The organism is Nocardia sp. NPDC024068 (genome assembly GCF_040638875.1).
In the GTDB taxonomy this organism is placed as follows: domain Bacteria; phylum Actinomycetota; class Actinomycetes; order Mycobacteriales; family Mycobacteriaceae; genus Nocardia.
The window spans coordinates 36848-52724 of record NZ_JBEZYU010000020.1 but is presented as its reverse complement, the minus strand read 5'-3'; the positions used below and the strand labels follow the sequence as shown (position 1 = coordinate 52724).

Sequence of the window (15877 nt, the reverse complement as noted above, 5' to 3'; positions counted from 1 at the left end):
CCGGTATTTCATTTGCGTTCCGGCACCACCGCTGGCGATCCTGGCCCGATGATCGATACCGGACTCGACGGCCGTGTAGTTCTGGTGACCGGGGCGAGCGCGGGAATCGGCGCCGCGATCGCGCGGGCATTCGCCGCCCAGGGCGCACGGACCGCACTGCATCACCTACCCGCCCAGGACCCGCCGCCCGACGGCGTGCGCTGGGAGCACACCGCGACAGCACCCGCCCGGGTCGAGGAACTGGCCGCCGGCCTCGGCGACGCGATCACCGTCGCCGCGGATCTCGCCGCCCCGGACTCGGCGGCCGCGCTGTTCGACGAGGTGGAACGCAGGCTCGGGCCGGTGGACATCGTGGTGAACAATGCCGCCCACTGTGAAAGCCCGGACCGTATCGATACCGCCACCTTCGCCTCGCTCGAACGCAATTTCCGCGTCAACGCGGTCGCCCCCGCACTGCTGATCGGCGAGCTGAGCCGGCGCGGCGGCACCAGCCCGCGCTGCGTCGTCAACATATCCACCGATGCCGCGCGAGCCTTTCCCGGGCAGATCGGCTACGGAACCTCCAAGGCCGCACTGGAAGCGCTCACCCGTGCCGCCGCACTGGATCTGGCCGCGGCCGGTATCCGGGTCAACGCGGTCGCGCCCGGGCCGGTGCAGACGGGCTGGATGAGCGAGGAACTGGTGGAGCAGGTTCGGGCGGCCGTCCCGCTGGGCACCGTCGGCGAACCGGAGGATATCGCCGACGCGGTGGTGTTCCTGGCGTCGCGGCAGGCCCGCTGGATCACCGGGCAGGTACTCCAGGTGGCGGGCGGTCACGCCCTCTGAGCGTCGCGACGACTCCCTTCAGGCGTGGCGGTGCCAGACGTTCGCGGCACGAATCGTGGGCGTCGGAAACCACACGATGCGGCCGCCTACCGACTGCTTCGCAATAGCGCCTTGCTGAGAACTGCCCGGATATGGCCGGGGTCGGCCTCGTGGTCGTCGAGGAGGATCGCGGTACACAGGCCGTCGGACATGGCGACGAAGGCCTCGATCGCATCGAGGTCATCGGTCTGCGTCCGGGCGAGTTCGGCGACGTTGTCGCGCCAGCGGCGCGCGACCGGTCGCAGGGCCGGTCGGCGTGCCGCGAGGGTCGACAGCTCCCGCTCGGCGAGCGCTCGCTCACGGCCCGGCCCGGCCGATTCCGCGATGAGTTCGGCGAGGCCGCCGAGTGGGTCCGCCTCGGTGTCGATGAGTTCGCGGATGCGGTGCGTGTATGCGTCGGTGACGCTGGTCAGGGCGGCCACCAGCAGATCGTCCAGGGTGGCGAAGTAGTAGAGGGTCAGGCTGGTGGTGATCCCGGCTTCCTTGGCGACGGTGCGGTGGGTGACGCCGGTCGCGCCGTCGCGGCGGACGATCTCCAGCGTTGCCTCGATGATCTGGGCTCGTCGCCGGCGGCCGCGCAGTGTGCGTCCATCGACAGTTTCTTGCTCGGCCGCCATCGCTTCATCCGTCATCGGTCGCTCCCGGAGGTCGAGGTTACCGGCTCCGCTTCAGGGGCTGCGGCGCCGAGGGGCCGGAGGTGCCGCAGCATCACGAAGCAGGCCAGGGAGGCGACCGCGATGGCGATACCCGCTGCGAGAGAGGCGGTGTTGAGTCCGCCGGTGAACACGGTACGCGCATGGTCGAGAGCCTCTGCCGATATCCGGTTCTCCAGGGATTCGGCGCCGGCGAGACTGTCGCGGTAGATCTCGGCCACCGGTGCCGACATCCCGGAGGGAACCTCGATGCTCCCGCGGTAGAGGGCGGTGCTGAAGCTGCCCAGGAGCGCGACACCGGCGGCGATGCCGAGCTCTTGAACGGTTTCGGACAGTGCGGCCGCCGATCCGGACCTTTCCGGAGGTGCCGCGCCCACGACGATATCGGTGCCCAGCGCGGCGATGACCCCGAGCCCGAGGTAGACCAGGGCGAAGCCGGCGACGACGGCATGCTTGCTCTCGGTCCCGGCCAGGGCCAGCAGCGTGTATCCGGCCAGCGACAGCGCCGAAGTGGCGGCCATGACGACCCCGGGTGAGATACGGGCGGCCACGAGCGGTGCCCCGATGGCCCCGATGAGCATGGCCAGCGCGGGCGGGCCCATCCACAGCCCGGCCGTCGTCGGCGAGAGGTCCGCGACGAGTTGCAGGTACTGGGTGACCAGGAACATCACGCCACCGAACCCGACGAGGCCGATCAACAATACGGCCAGCGCCGCGGAAAAGGCCCGGCCGGCGAACAGCTTCATATCGAGCAGCGGCTCCGCGAGGCGCAGCTGACGACGGATGAACGCGACGGTGGCGCCACCACCGACAAGGGCAGCGGCCACGGCCTGGAGGTCCATGCCGTGGGAGGCGGCATGCTTGATCGCGTAGATGATCGGCAGCAGCGCCGCCAGCGACAACCCGACACTGAGCAGGTCGAGCCGACCGCCACGGGTCCGATGCTCGGGAAGCAGCGTCGGAGCGGCGACCAGCACCGGCACTGCGACCGGGATCGCGATGAGGAAGACCGCGCCCCACCAGAAGGCGGCGCTCAGGATCCCACCCACGACCGGGCCCGCGGCCATCCCCACGGCGAACATCGTCGCCCAGACCCCGAGGGCCAGTGCGCGCTGCCGGGCGTCGGTGAACATAGTGCTGATCAGGGATAGGGTCGAGGGCATCAGCGTCGCTCCGGCCACGCCGAGTAGCGCGCGCGCCGCGATCAGCCACAGGGCCGTCGGAGCGAACGCCACTGCGACCGACGCCGCGGCGAACGCCGCCACTCCGATCATCAGCAGCCGGCGCCGTCCGATCCGGTCGCCCAATGTTCCCATCGTGATCAGAAGCCCGGCGATGAGGAAGCCGTAGGCATCCATGATCCACAGCGTCTCGGTCGCGGTCGGCTCCAGGTCCGCGGCCAAACCCGGGACCACGAGGTAGAGCGCCGTGACATCGAGTCCCAGCAACATGGTTGGCAATGCCAGCAGGGCAAGGCCACCCCATTCCCGCCATCCAGCCGACTGTCTCGGTTTCATCGTGCCGCCTCTTCACTCTAGTTGAACTATCGTACTAGTTGTACCATCGTTCAAAAAAGAAGGTGGTGCGAGTTGCCACACGCGAACGCCCCACCTCGAGCACGGAGGACAGGCGGAGCCTGCTCGCAAGGTGATCGACCGACGCGCCACACGACCCGGCCTCGGCCGGCGCACGCTCGTCGAACCCGACGGGGGAGGCAATCGAAAGCCCGGCAAGACCATCGCCACCCAGCCCGGCCGGATGACCTACCCGGATGCAGAGAACGCCGCCGGACCGCCGACGAGGGCGGCCGGCGAATTCACGGCCGCGACAGCGGCGTCACCGCGGCGAGGACCCGCCGATACCGAAGAGCAGGGCGTCGATACCGGCCCGGAAGGCGGCGTCGGCGTCCACCGGCGCTTCGGCCGGTGCGTCGGAGCCGGCGAACAGCGCGGTCAGGTGCGGGTAGTCGCCGAGAGACATCATCGCGGCAATATGCTCGGCCCCACCGCCGGTGGCGCCCACCGCCTGCCCCGAGGCCTCCTGGGCGGCGAATACCGTCACCCAGCCGGAGATCATCGCGATCCCGTGCATCGTCGCCGCCGGGGTGAGCCCCGCCGGCGCGAGGACCGCGACCATATGGTCCAAGTAGCGCAGACCGTTGGGCCCGAGGGTGCCGGGGCGCACCTCGGCGAGCCAGCCGTGCCGGCGGTACAGGGCACGGGTCCGTTCGGCGGCGTCGAGGACGTCGGCGCGCAGATCGCCGGTGGCGGGCGCGAATTCACATTCCCCGGCGACCCGGTCGTACATCAGCGACAGCAGGTCACCCTTCCCGGAGACATAGCGGTACAGGGACGCGGCGCCGGTGCCCATCTCCTCGGCGACCCGGCGCATCGAGAGCGCGCGCAACCCTTCGGCGTCGGCGAGCCGGACCGCGGCCGCCGCGATGTCGTCGAGGGTGAAGCCGGGCCGGGGGCCGGGCCTGGAGTCACCGGTCCGCAGCCACAGCGCAGTCGTCGGTTCGGCGGAGGGCATCGGACAAGCATGCCTCGAGAGGTTTGCGAACACTGTTCGCATTCGCGTAGATTATTGATCAGCGAACATTGTTCCCAATTAAGGAGCGGCCATGACGGTAATCGAAACCGGCGGCCTGACCAGGATCTACGGTGACAGAACCGTGGTCGATTCCGTCGATCTCGATGTGGCCGCGGGCCGGGTCCACGCCTTGCTCGGACCCAACGGATCCGGGAAGACCACCACCGTGCGGATGCTGGCAACCCTCGTGCGCCCCAGCGCCGGATACGCCCGGATCGCCGGGCACGACACCGTCCGTGACGCCCGCGAGGTGAAACGCCGGATCGGCCTGGTGGGTCAGTTCCACGCGATCGACCCACGGCTCACCGGCGCCGAGAACCTCACCATGTTCGGCCGGATGAACGGCCTGCCCGCCCGCCGTGCCCGCGACCACGCCCGCGAACTCCTCGAACGATTCGATCTCACGGCCGCGGCGGACCGGCCGGCGCGGGAGTATTCCGGCGGTATGCGGCGGCGTCTGGATATCGTCGCGGCGATGGTGGTGCGCCCCGCCGTGCTGTTCCTGGACGAACCGACCACCGCACTCGATCCCCGCAGCCGCAACCAGATCTACGGCTGTATCCGCGAATTCGTGGCGGCGGGCACGGCGGTCCTGCTCACCACCCAGTATCTGGAGGAGGCCGCCCGGCTCGCCGATACCGTCACCATTCTCGATGCGGGCCGGGTGGTGGCGGCCGGGACGCCGCACGACCTCACCGCCGAGATCGGGGGCGGCCTGGATATCGTCGCGGACGCCCGCCGCGGCGACGACATCACCACGGTGATCACGGGTTTCGGCGGTGTCCCCACCGGCGGCGGCGACTCGGATGTCCCGGATGCCGCGACCCTGTCGTATTCGTTTCCGCAGGCGGATATCCCGCTGCTGCCGATCCTGCGCGCCCTCGACACCGCCGGTATCGATGTGCACGATATCGGCCGCCGCCGCGCCACCCTCGACGATGCCTTCCTCGCCCTCACCGGCCCGACCCAGAGGATCACCCGATGACCGCGCTCACCCCGCGCCCGCCTTCCCCGCTGTCCGCCGTCCGCACCAGTTTCGTCCGTATCCTGTTGTCCTACAAACACTCCCCCGGACTGCTCGCAGTGACCCTCGCCGCCCCGGCAGGCATGATGCTGCTGTTCGGATTCGTCTTCGGCGGCGCACTCGCCGGTACCGCCGACGCCGCCGCGTATCGCTCGTATCTCACGCCCGGGGTCCTGGTCCTGGTCGCGGCGATGGGTCTGGCCGCGACCGCCACCACCGCGAATTCGGATCTGAGCAGTGGGCTCACCGACCGGTTCCGGGCCCTGCCGCTCCCGGCGATATCGGTGCCGGCCGGGCTCGCACTCGCCGAAACCGTCACCGGCGGTCTCGCCCTGCTGCTCATGTCCGGAGTCGGATTGCTCGCGGGCTGGCGGATCGAGGCCGGTCCGGCCGGTATCGCCGGTGCGGCCGCGCTGCTGCTGGTGTTCCGTTTCGCGCTGGGCTGGGCCGGGATCTGCCTCGGCTCAGCGATCCGCGACGAGCAGATGCTGCAGCAGGTCGCGCCCCTGATCTTCGGGACGATCATGTTCTCGAATATCTTCGTGCCCACCGAATCGATGCCTTCGGCGGTGCGGGCGATCGCGGAATGGAACCCGGTGAGCGCCGTCGTCGCCGCGCTGCGCGAACTGTTCGGGGCGCCGGGAGTGGTGGCCGAGGGCGCCGCGTGGCCGCTGCGGGAACCGATCGCCGCGTCGGTGTTCTGGATCGTGGTGATGCTGCTGGTGACCGTACCGGTGGCGGTCCGGAACTACGGCTCGACGCGGGCCTGACCGGTTCAGGACGAGACGCGGTCGCTGTCGCCGAGCGCCGCGGACAGGGCGGCCAATTGGGCGTTCCGGTACACCCGCGAGACACCGGCGCCCGGTTCGACCAGGTCGAACCCGTGGTACGCGCCCGGTACCTCGTACAGCGTGCAGGCCACACCGGCCGCACGCAGGCGTTCGGCGTAGATGATGTCCTCGTCGTAGAACAGATCATGGGTGCCCACACCGATCCAGGCCGGTGGGAGCCCGGCCAGATCGTCACAGCGACCCGGCGCCGCCAGTGCCGGAATCTCCGCCGCGGTGGCCGCGGCGCCGAGATAGGACGTCCACCCGAAGCGGTTGTTACGCCGGCTCCACATCCGCAGCCGGCGCGGATCGACCTCCGCCCGCGCCGAGGTCCGGTCGTCGAGCATCGGATAGGACAGCAGCTGGAACACGGGCCGCACCTCGGCACGCTCCCGGGCGAGCAGGGTCAGCGCCGCCGCCAGCCCACCACCCGCGCTCTCCCCCGCGACCGCGATCCGCTCGGAGTCGATATCGGGTTGCCGGGCCAGCCAGCACAGACCGGCGTAGCAGTCGTCGAGCGGGGCGGGATAGGGATGTTCGGGCGCCAGCCGGTACTCCACCGATGCCGCGACCACACCGAGCCGGTCGGCCACCAGCCGGCAGAACCGGTCGCCCATGGCGGCATTGCCGATGACGTAGCCGCCGCCGTGCACGAACAACAACCCGGGCACCCGCCCGGCGGCCCCGGCGGGCCGGAACACCCGGACCGTCACCCGGTCGTCGACCCGTTCGATGGTGCCGCCGGCGGGCTGTGCCCGGGCGGCGCGCGCGGTGACCCTGCGGATGAGGCCGAGGGTTCGGCGGTTCACGACGGTCCGGGGCAGGAACCGCGCCCGGCGCAGTTCGGGGTGGAAGACGTAGTCCGACGCCATCGTCGCGTCCATCCTCTCGTGGTCGGACCGGTACCGCGTCCGGCCTGCCCACGCAGCGTACGCGGCCCCTTCGCGCTACCGCAGCGCTTCCGGCGCACCGCCTCGGACCCACCGTGCGCACCGATCGTGGGGCTCACCCGGTCCGAGATCCGCCCCACCCGCGCACGCGCCGCCCGGCAATCGATCGCATCCGATCCGAACCGCGCGATCCTTCCCGCGGGCGGAGGCAAAACCGCTTGCCAGAGTGGTACCGGGCCGACACCCTGGACCGATGCCGATCACGCTGCCTCCCGAGGTGACCGCCACCGTCCGCACGGTATTCGGCGAACGAGGTGAACACTGGCTGGCCGATCTGCCGCGGATGGTCGCCGACCGCTGCCGGGCGTGGGGGCTCGAGGTGATCGGGGAGTCGTTCGAGGGCGGGACGCACTCGTTCGCGGCGCCGGTTCGCCGCGAGGACGGCACGCTCGCGGTGTTGAAGATCCCGGTCGTCGACGAGGAGGACCTCGGCGAAGTGGCCGCCCTGCACTGGTACGACGGGGACGGCGCCGTCCGGCTGTTCGAATACGACCCCGGCAGCGGTGCGATGCTGCTCGAATGGGCCGTGCCCGGTACGCCGCTCGTACCGCAGCCGGAGATCCCGCTGGAAGGTCTGCCCGAGCACCGCGACCGGGTCCGGCTCGCCTGCGCGCTGTACCGGCGGCTGCGCCGCACGCCCGGTGAACTCCCGGAGGGGTTTCCCGCGCTCCCGCTCGTCGCCGATATCGTGTCCGGCTGGGCTCACCGGCTCGCGGACGCGCCACCGGTCACCTACCTCGACGACGCGCTGCTCGGCCGGGCCCGCGACTGGTGCGCGGCGCTGGCCGAACCGGACGGTCCGCTGCTGATCGTCAACCGCGATACCCATCTGGGCAATATCGTGGCCGCCGAACGGGAGCCGTGGCTGTTGATAGACCCGAAGGGATACCTCGGTGAAGCGGCCTTCGACGCCGGATTCCTGATCATGAAACAGGTGGAGACCGATCCCGACCCCGCGCTGGTCCCGCGCCTGCTGGCCGCGACGGCCGACGCCCTCGAGGTGGACCGGGGCCGGGCGCGGGGCTGGGCCCTGATGCGCGCGGTGGAGGAGATCATCTGGTCGGTCGACGACGGCCGCCCCGCCGACGCGGCGCGGTACCGGCAGGTGGCAGGGGCGCTGAGCGGAGCGAACGAATGTCACTGAGCGGAGCGAACGAATGTCACTGAGCGGATTGAACGGATCTCACTGAGCGGAGCGAACGGGTCTCACTGAGCGGAGCGAACCGGACACCTCGAGCCCGGCTCCCGGTTCCGGCACACATGTCCGTGCCTCGGCCAGTAGGGTTGTCCCGCGGATCGTATCGGCGAACTGACCCGGGTAGCAGCCGATCCTGATCGAGGGGATGATCATCATGCGTTCCATCAGCGTGGCCGACTGTGGCCCGGAAACCTTCACCCAGCTCGCCGACGGTTTCGTGCCGATGGCACACGAATTCCGCGAAATCGAGCGCTGGGACTCGGCACTCGCCTCACAGGAGTCCAACGTCTACACCGTGCTGCGCTGGGATCAGCACGGTTCACGCCTGTGCACCCGCACCGGCAGGCATATCCGCGACGATCCGGGGGACGATTTCTACTGGGTCGTCGTGCCCGATCGCGGCACCTTCGCGGTACGTTTTCGCGACGACGTGACCCAGGTCGGGGCCGGCCGGGCGCTGGTGGCCGGACTGGAGGTCCCGTGCCACCTGCACATACCCGATTCGACGGCGTTCGCGCTGGAGATACCGCGCACCGAGTTCGAGAACCGGATACGGCCTCGATCGCATATGAACATGGTCCTGGATATGACCCGGGGCCTGGGCCGGATCGCCGACACCATGATCCGGGGTATCCACGCCGAACAATCACGCCTGTCGGAACGGGAATTCAACGCGGTCTGCGATCGGGTCACCGAACTGCTGTGCATGCTGGCCGCCGGTGACACGCAGCCGCAGCGCGCCCAGCACGCCGAGGTCGCCGAATCCGTGCGGCGTCATCTGCGCGACAATATCGGCCACGCCGATGTCCGGCTGCCCGCTGTCGCGCACGCCCTCGGCTGGTCGGCGCGGCAGTTACGAGTCGTGCTGAGCGAGTCGGGAACCACGTTCCGCGAGGTCCGGCGCGAGGAGGCCCTGCGGGTGGCGCGCGATCTGCTCGAGGATCCGCACGCCACCATGACCATCGCCGAACTGGCCACCCGGTGCGGGTTCACCGCCTCCTGGTTCTCCGCGGCGTTCCGGGAGCGGTTCGGTATGACACCCCGCGACTACCGTAGGCATCGGCTCTCCGAGAACACCCCTATCGGAAGGATTCGATGATCACCATTCTGGGCAGCGGGATCGCGGGAACCGCACTGGCCGGCGCCCTTTCGAGGTCCGGCCGGCCGGTCACGGTCTACGAGCAGCGCAACGGCGGAGGCGGCGGGGCGTTCCTGATCCTCGACGGTCGTGGCCATCGCAGTCTCGTCTCCCTCGGAGTGCCGGAGGAGCAGTTGCACGCCGTCTCGTATCCGCTGAGCGAATTGCAGTACACCCCCGGCGACGGGGTCACCCGGCGGCGTCCCAGCGAGGGACATCGGTTCTGGCTGCGCAGTGAGCTGATCGCGGTGCTGAACCGGTTCGCGCTCGACGCGGGCGCCGAGATCGATTACGGCAGCCCGATCGAGAAGGTGGCGGTGGACGCGCCGACCGGCCACACCACCCTGCGGATCGGCGACCGCACGGTCACCGCCCGTGACCTGGTGATCGGCGCCGACGGTATCGATTCGGTCGCGCGGGCGGGTATCGAACCCGGCCGCACCCCGGAATACGCGGGTGATGTCGTGATCTACGGAATGACCGCGACACCCGTGGAATGCCCGACCGACCCGTACGTTCTGCACTTCCACGCCGAATCCGCGTCCGGCACCCGCCCCGCCACCACTTTCGGGCATATCTGGCGCCCCGGCGCCGACGCGGCACTCTGGTTCCTGCGCATCGAACGGGACCCGCTGCCGGCCACCGAGACCGGGATCGTGCCGGCCGGCCGCTGGGCCGGGGCGGTGACAGCGGTGGCGCCCGGCTCGGTCCGGGAACTGACCGAACTGCTGGTCTCGGCCACCGAACAGGTTCACGTCTCCAACGCACGCAATGTCGCGCTCGCGACCGCGGCGGCGCCGGCCGCTCCGGTGATCCTCGTCGGCGACGCCGACCATGCCATCACACCCGCCGCCGGTGTGGGCGCGCGCGAGGGTATCGAGGATATCGAGGCGGTGCACCACGCGATCGTCACCGGCGGCTCCCCGGCCGACGCCATGCGCACCCGCCGCCGCGCGATCACCGACGAACGGGAGCGGGTGGCGCGCCGGATGCGGGCCTGAGCGTAGTGGCGGACGGCCGGGTCCGCCGGTGTTACGACCCCGGCTTCAGGCGCACCGGGAGCGAGGCCGGGCCGACCGTGGCGATCTGGACGAGGTAGTCGATATCCGTGGCCGGGATCGCCAGATCCAGGTCGGGGTACCGGGTGAACAGCGTCTGCAGGGCGATACGGGCTTCCAGCCGGGCCAGCGGCGCGCCCAGGCAGAAATGCGGCCCGCGGCCGAAGGCGAGCTGGTCGCGGTGGTCGTTGTCGATATCGAAGATATTCGGCTCGGCGGTTCGCGACGGATCGCGCCCGACACCGCCGTGCCACAGCACCATGCTGCCCTTCGGTACTTCCACACCGGCGACGGTCACATCCGCACGGGGGTAACGTCCCAGCGCGGCCACCACCGGCGAGGTGTACCGCAGTGCCTCCTCCACCGCGTCCGCCCAGCGGTCCTCGGCACCGATGCGCGCGAGCTGGCCGGGATGTTCCCGCAGCGCGATCACCGTGTTGCCCAGCAGGTGGACGGTGGTCTCGTGGCCCGCGACGATCACCACCCACAGGATCATGATCAGTTCTTCGTCGCTGAGATCGTTGTCGGCGTTGGCCTCCAGCAACGCCGAGGTGAGATCGTCACCCGGTTCGCGCCGTTTACGCTCGATCAGTTCGGCGAAGTAGGCGCCCATCGCGGCCATCGCCGCCTGCGTCTCCTCGCCGGTCGCGGTCGCCGAGACGACCGTCAGGGTCCAGGTCTTGATCTGCGGCTGTTCGTCCTCGGGCACCCCGAACAGTTCGCAGATCACCCGAACCGGCAGGGGGGTGGTGTAGTTCGCGACCAGATCGACGACCTCGGTATCGGGCAGGGCATCGATGAAGTCGTCGGCGATCTGCTGGATACGGGGTTCCATGGCGGCGATTCGCCCGGGTGTGAAGGCTTTGTTGATCTTCGTCCGCAGTCGCCGATGCGCGGCGCCGTCCTGGTTGAGCATATGTTCGGCATCGGTGAGCGGGCGCAGCGGCCAGTCGGCGGGAATCGTGCCGTCGCTCAGGGCGGGGCAGTTCGAGTGGTGCTTGGCGAAAATCTTGTCGTCGAGGACCTCGCTGATCGCGTTGTAGCTGACCGCCATATAGGCCGGCACCCCGCCGGGCAGTTCGATGGGTACGATCTCACCGGCACGCAGGATCCGCTCGTGGGTTTCGAGGATGGATTCTCCCGGCGTCGGAAGCTGAATCAAGGACTCGGACATGTTTTCTCCCGGCTCTTCTCTCTGGAACTGAGCCAAGTGTGAGAGGCGGCCCGGGCCCTCACAATCGGAGCGGTGATTCGTGCCCCGCACCGGCATTCCGGTGCACCGGAACGTGATTACCGCCTTCCCGAAACTCCGGACATTCCGGGCTTTTTGCCGATCATCCGGCGTCCTCGACCACCGTCAGATCGTGGCCGAATCCCGCCGGGCGGGTGTTGTCGATGGTGAAACTGACCCGGTCGGGGCGGTAGCGGTCGTCACCGTATTCGAGCGGCACCCCGTCGGAGGACAGTGTGCGGCGTCGTTCGCGCAACAGCGGCGCACCCGGCATTGTCCCCAACAACGCCGCATCCTCGGGGTCCGCGCCGATCGCGTCGATGGTGTGGCGGGCCGCGTGCAGGTCCACACCCCGCTCGGCGAGGGAGGCGTAGATCGACGCGGCGTCCGGGTCGAAATCGAACAGGAGCCGCCCGACCGGCTCCACGAACGCGGCGCGCTCGAGCAGCACCGGTTCACCGTCGAGCGATCGCAGGCGCAGCAGTTCGATCACCGGTGTGTCCTCGTCGATTCCGAGTGCGTCGGCGACGGTCGCCGAGGCGCCGCGGCGCGCGATCTCCAGGGTGCGCTGACCGGGCGTCCGGCCGATCCGCCGCGCCCACGCGGTGAACGACAGCAGCGTTTCGAACGGCTGCCCGAGCGCGGAATCGCGCACCACCGGCGGCTTGCCCTGGCCACCCGCGATCAACCCCTCGTGCCGGAGAGTGGCCAGCGCGTTGCGGATCGTGCCGCGCGACGCCCCGAATTCCTCGCACAGGCGGGCTTCGGAGGGCAGCGCAGCGCCGGGAGGGAGTTCACCCCGGGCGATCCGATCGCGGAGTGCCGCGGAAACGCGGGCGTGCAGCGGTGGGGCCACGTGGTCCTCTCCATCGGGTCGTGGTCTCGGCGGAGGCCCTCTCGACCAGAGCCCATCTTGACCAGACAAGTATCACGCATCACCACCGCCGAGGCCGACCCCCAACGCGGCAAGCTGGCCTAACATCCGGTGAACTTATCTATACAAGTTGCCCCGACATCTGGCTACACGCCATACCGGAATGCCAGGCTTCCGGTTATGCCAGCCTCCACGGAACCCACCACCCCCGCCCTGCCGGCAGGTCCGATCGATCTCGCCGTCGTCGGCGCCGGGATCGTCGGCCTCGCCCATGCCGTCGATGCCGTCGAACGCGGGATGCGGGTCGCGGTGCTCGAACGCGACACCCGCGCGGTCGGGGCGTCCGTCCGCAACTTCGGCCATATCTGCGCCACCCCGCAGACCGGAGTCGCCCTCGACTACGCCTGGGCCGCCCGCGAGAAATGGCTGCGGCTCGGCGAACTCGCCGGTTTCGAGGTCGTCCGGGCCGGCACCCTGGTCGTCGCCCGTAGCGCCGCCGAACAGGCCGTCCTCGAGGAGTTCGCCGCCCAGCGGGGCCGCGACCAGGTCCGCCTCCTGACCCGGGACGAGGTGGGCCGGATGTTCCCCGCCGCCACGCACGCGAACAGCGAGATCACCGGCGGCGCCCACCTACCGCTGGATCTGCGTGTCGACCCCCGCGCCGCCGTCCCCGCCCTCGCCGCCTGGCTGGCCACCCGCGGCGTGACCTTCACCTGGCACACCCAGGTGGGTTCACTCTCCGAAGGCGCGGTCCACACCCCCCGTGGCGACCTGGCCGCGACCGCGATCGTGCACGCCACCGGCCACGATGTGGACCGGCTGTTCCCCGCGCTCGCCGCGGAGCACGGCGTGCGCCGGTGCCGCCTCCATATGCTCGAGGTCGCGCCGCCGGGTGACGTGCGGATCGACCCGGCCGTCCTCACCGGCCACTCCATGCTCCGCTACGGCGGCCTGGCCGCTACCCCCGCGGCGGCGGAAGTGCGCGCCGAAATCACCGAGCGGGCACCGGAAACGCTCGAGGTCGTGATGAACCTGATGCTCACCCAGCGTCCCGACGGGTCGATCGTCCTGGGCGACACCCACCACTACGAGCGCACCCACGCCCCGTTCGACGAGGAATGGGTCAGCGAGCTGGTGTTGCGCGAAGGCGCCCGGCTGTTCGCCACCGACCGCCTCACCGTGCGGCGGCGGTGGCGCGGCATCTACGCCGACTCCCCCACCACCGACTTCCTGGTCGCCACACCGGCGCCGGGTATCCGCGTCGTCTCGGTGACCTCCGGTATCGGGATGACGACGGCCCTGGGCCTGGCCCCGACCGTGCTCGACGGGCTGGTCTGACCGCCCCGCGAACCACGGCAGTCGCACTACGGCGCCGCGAGCAGCCCCCGCGCGGCGTCCGTACATACCGGTAACAGGAGTCGCGTGCGCGATGCCGTGACGCTCACGCGGACCCGGCGAACGCAAGCGGTCCGGCGCCGTAGCGACACCGGACCGCCCCGAATTCGAACCTGTGACTACCCGGCCGCGGTGACGATGACCGCGGTGACTTCACCCGGATGCGAGACCAGCGACGCGTGGGAGGAATCCAGTTCACTGGTCTGCGCGCCCATCCGGCCCGCCATGAACCGCTGCGAGGACGCCGGAATCACCCGGTCCTGACCGGACACCACATACCAGCTGGGCTTCTCCGCCCACGCCGGCGGACCGGACGGCTGGAGATTGGCCGACACCGCGATCGACTTCTGATGCGCGAGCATCTGCGCCGCGGTCGCATCGTCGACATCCTGGGCGAACACATCGTGGAAGCGATCCGGCGCCACATAGCCGTCGAGGTTGCGTCCCGCGATCCCCTGCGGATCGTCGACCAGCTCCACCTGGAGCGTCGGCGGCAGCAGTTCGCTGCCCGGGAAGCGGATCGGGTCCAGCGCCAGCTGCGCGACCTCACCCTGGCTGGGCGCGAAGGCCGCCACATAGACCATGGACTCGATATCCGGGTCGTGCACATTGGTGATCACGAACCCGCCGTAGGAGTGGCCCACCAGCACGATCGGCCCCTCGACGGTATCGAGGGTGCGCTGGATGGCGGCCGCGTCGTAACCCGGCCCGCGCAAGGGGTTGTCCGGGGTGAGCACCTGATATCCCTGACCGCGCAGCTGCGCGGCAACCGCGTCCCAGCTGGTGGCGTCGGCGAAGGCGCCGTGCACCAGCACCACCGTCGGCTTCGGCGCGGCCGCGGCGGGTACGGCGGCCGCGGTCGCGGCGATCAGCGCGAGGATCAGGGTGAACAGAGCGGTACGCAGTATGCGGATGATGGTCATGGTTTCCCTGTCCGGTCTCGATCGGTTTTTCACGAATTCGAGCAGGCCGGCGCCATGACTGCGGGCGCCGCACAGGTGATACGGCTAGCAAGTGTAACCCGGTGGGCCCACCGGCGAAGGGGTCGTTGCGAGCCCGCGACCCGGTCGTTATTCGGTGCACGCCCTCGCCTCCCGCGGTTCGCACGGCCCGCCTCGCCGAGCCCCCGGACAACGCACGACACGGCGACCCTACGCCCGGCCCACCGCCCTACCACTGCACGACGCGGCCCGACCCGCAGGCGGCCCCCGGGTGCGGGTGATCCTTGCCACCGCGACCATGGAAGAGCAGGGTGAAGAGACCGGTGGCGCCACCGGGCGTTGCCCCGAGCAGAGAGGGGGTGGATCATGTTCGCGCGATCTACCACTATCCAGGCGCAACCCGCGGCCATCGACGCCGGGATCACGCATATGCGCGATATCGTCCTACCCGCATTACGGGTACTTCCCGGATGCATCGGACTATCGCTACTGGTCGACCGGGACAACGGGCACTGCATCGCCACCAGCGCCTGGGAGTCCGAAGACGCAATGCACGACAGCATGGTGCAGGTCGCCCCCATCCGCGACCGCGCCCTCACCACATTCGGCGGAGCCGCCCAGGTGGAGGAATGGGAGATCGCCGGCCTGCACCGAGCCCACCACGCGAACGACGGCGCCTGCGTCCGCGCCACCTGGGTCAAAACCGACCCCACCCGCCTCGACACGGCCATCGAAATCTACAAGGCCTCCACCCTGCCCGCCATGGAAGATCTGGAGGGGTTCTGCAGCGCGAGCCTGATGGTCAACCGGAAATCCGGCCGCGCCGTCTCGTGCACCAGCTACGACAGCGCCGAAGCGATGCGGGCGAGCCGGGAGCAGTCGGCCTCACTCAGGGTCGACGCCGCCCGCCAGGCCGGGGTGGAAGCCCTCGACGTCCGGGAGTTCGAACTGGCCCTCGCCCACCTCCGGGTCCCGGAAATGGCCTGACCTCCAACCGAAGTCGATATGCGCGGGCAGCAGGGGCGTTCGCTCATCAGGCCGACGCGATACCGGTTGCTGCTCGGTGCGGAAGCCGGTCGTATCCGGACGAGCCGGATCCGCAATTCGACCCGGACAACGACATCCCACG

The 15877-nt window shown here is 69.9% G+C and carries 15 protein-coding genes; 8 read left to right on the top strand and 7 right to left on the bottom strand.

What is annotated here, in order from left to right; translation table 11 throughout:
• Positions 1-48 precede the first annotated feature (48 nt).
• Positions 49-825: an SDR family oxidoreductase gene (locus tag AB0F41_RS17535; protein ID WP_357424917.1), complete on the top strand. Its 777-nt coding sequence runs from the start codon at positions 49-51 to the stop codon at positions 823-825.
• Positions 826-911: 86 nt separating this feature from the next.
• Here AB0F41_RS17535 and AB0F41_RS17530 read toward each other — a convergent pair whose 3' ends face one another.
• The 3 genes from AB0F41_RS17530 to AB0F41_RS17520 all read right to left on the bottom strand — a co-directional run bounded on the left by AB0F41_RS17530 (position 912) and on the right by AB0F41_RS17520 (position 4049).
• Entirely contained in the window at positions 912-1496 is a 585-nt protein-coding gene (locus tag AB0F41_RS17530) for a TetR family transcriptional regulator (RefSeq protein ID WP_357424916.1), read from the bottom strand.
• On the bottom strand, positions 1493-3034 hold the full coding sequence (locus AB0F41_RS17525) for an MFS transporter (protein ID WP_357424914.1): 1542 nt from the start codon (positions 3032-3034) through the stop codon (positions 1493-1495). Before AB0F41_RS17525 ends, AB0F41_RS17530 begins: the two co-directional genes overlap by 4 nt.
• 319 nt (positions 3035-3353) lie before the next feature.
• Positions 3354-4049 (bottom strand): TetR/AcrR family transcriptional regulator C-terminal domain-containing protein, encoded by a 696-nt coding sequence (locus tag AB0F41_RS17520; RefSeq protein WP_357424912.1) that lies wholly within the window; start codon positions 4047-4049, stop codon positions 3354-3356.
• Between the two features lie 91 nt (positions 4050-4140).
• On the opposite strand from AB0F41_RS17520, the gene AB0F41_RS17515 reads away from it, so the two are divergent.
• Positions 4141-5094 (top strand): ATP-binding cassette domain-containing protein, encoded by a 954-nt coding sequence (locus AB0F41_RS17515; RefSeq protein ID WP_357424910.1) that lies wholly within the window; start codon positions 4141-4143, stop codon positions 5092-5094.
• The gene (locus AB0F41_RS17510; protein ID WP_357424908.1) at positions 5091-5903 is read left to right on the top strand and encodes an ABC transporter permease; all 813 of its coding nucleotides are present in this window, start codon (positions 5091-5093) and stop codon (positions 5901-5903) included. Before AB0F41_RS17515 ends, AB0F41_RS17510 begins: the two co-directional genes overlap by 4 nt.
• A 5-nt stretch (positions 5904-5908) precedes the next feature.
• Here AB0F41_RS17510 and AB0F41_RS17505 read toward each other — a convergent pair whose 3' ends face one another.
• Positions 5909-6835 (bottom strand): alpha/beta hydrolase, encoded by a 927-nt coding sequence (locus tag AB0F41_RS17505; protein ID WP_357424906.1) that lies wholly within the window; start codon positions 6833-6835, stop codon positions 5909-5911.
• A gap of 271 nt (positions 6836-7106) precedes the next feature.
• Here AB0F41_RS17505 and AB0F41_RS17500 point away from each other — a divergent pair, with 271 nt between their 5' ends.
• The 3 genes from AB0F41_RS17500 to AB0F41_RS17490 all read left to right on the top strand — a co-directional run bounded on the left by AB0F41_RS17500 (position 7107) and on the right by AB0F41_RS17490 (position 10250).
• The gene (locus AB0F41_RS17500; RefSeq protein ID WP_357424904.1) at positions 7107-8057 is read left to right on the top strand and encodes an aminoglycoside phosphotransferase family protein; all 951 of its coding nucleotides are present in this window, start codon (positions 7107-7109) and stop codon (positions 8055-8057) included.
• 208 nt (positions 8058-8265) lie between these two features.
• Entirely contained in the window at positions 8266-9210 is a 945-nt protein-coding gene (locus AB0F41_RS17495; protein ID WP_357424902.1) for an AraC family transcriptional regulator, read from the top strand.
• Positions 9207-10250, top strand: a complete 1044-nt coding sequence (locus AB0F41_RS17490; protein ID WP_357424900.1) for an NAD(P)/FAD-dependent oxidoreductase — start codon at positions 9207-9209, stop codon at positions 10248-10250. Before AB0F41_RS17495 ends, AB0F41_RS17490 begins: the two co-directional genes overlap by 4 nt.
• Positions 10251-10281: 31 nt before the next feature.
• Here the strand turns inward: AB0F41_RS17490 and AB0F41_RS17485 are convergent, their stop codons facing one another.
• On the bottom strand, positions 10282-11481 hold the full coding sequence (locus AB0F41_RS17485) for a cytochrome P450 (protein WP_357424898.1): 1200 nt from the start codon (positions 11479-11481) through the stop codon (positions 10282-10284).
• A 160-nt stretch (positions 11482-11641) separates the two neighbouring features.
• The gene (locus AB0F41_RS17480; protein ID WP_357424896.1) at positions 11642-12394 is read right to left on the bottom strand and encodes a GntR family transcriptional regulator; all 753 of its coding nucleotides are present in this window, start codon (positions 12392-12394) and stop codon (positions 11642-11644) included.
• Positions 12395-12592: 198 nt separating this feature from the next.
• Between AB0F41_RS17480 and AB0F41_RS17475 the strand changes: the two genes are divergently transcribed.
• Positions 12593-13750 carry a TIGR03364 family FAD-dependent oxidoreductase gene (locus AB0F41_RS17475; protein WP_357424894.1) on the top strand — a complete coding sequence of 386 codons (1158 nt, stop codon included), beginning with the start codon at positions 12593-12595 and terminating at the stop codon, positions 13748-13750.
• Between the two features lie 176 nt (positions 13751-13926).
• Here the strand turns inward: AB0F41_RS17475 and AB0F41_RS17470 are convergent, their stop codons facing one another.
• Positions 13927-14730, bottom strand: a complete 804-nt coding sequence (locus AB0F41_RS17470; RefSeq protein ID WP_357424892.1) for an alpha/beta hydrolase — start codon at positions 14728-14730, stop codon at positions 13927-13929.
• 384 nt (positions 14731-15114) lie between these two features.
• On the opposite strand from AB0F41_RS17470, the gene AB0F41_RS17465 reads away from it, so the two are divergent.
• Positions 15115-15735 (top strand): antibiotic biosynthesis monooxygenase, encoded by a 621-nt coding sequence (locus AB0F41_RS17465; RefSeq protein WP_357424890.1) that lies wholly within the window; start codon positions 15115-15117, stop codon positions 15733-15735.
• The last annotated feature ends 142 nt before the right edge of the window (positions 15736-15877 follow it).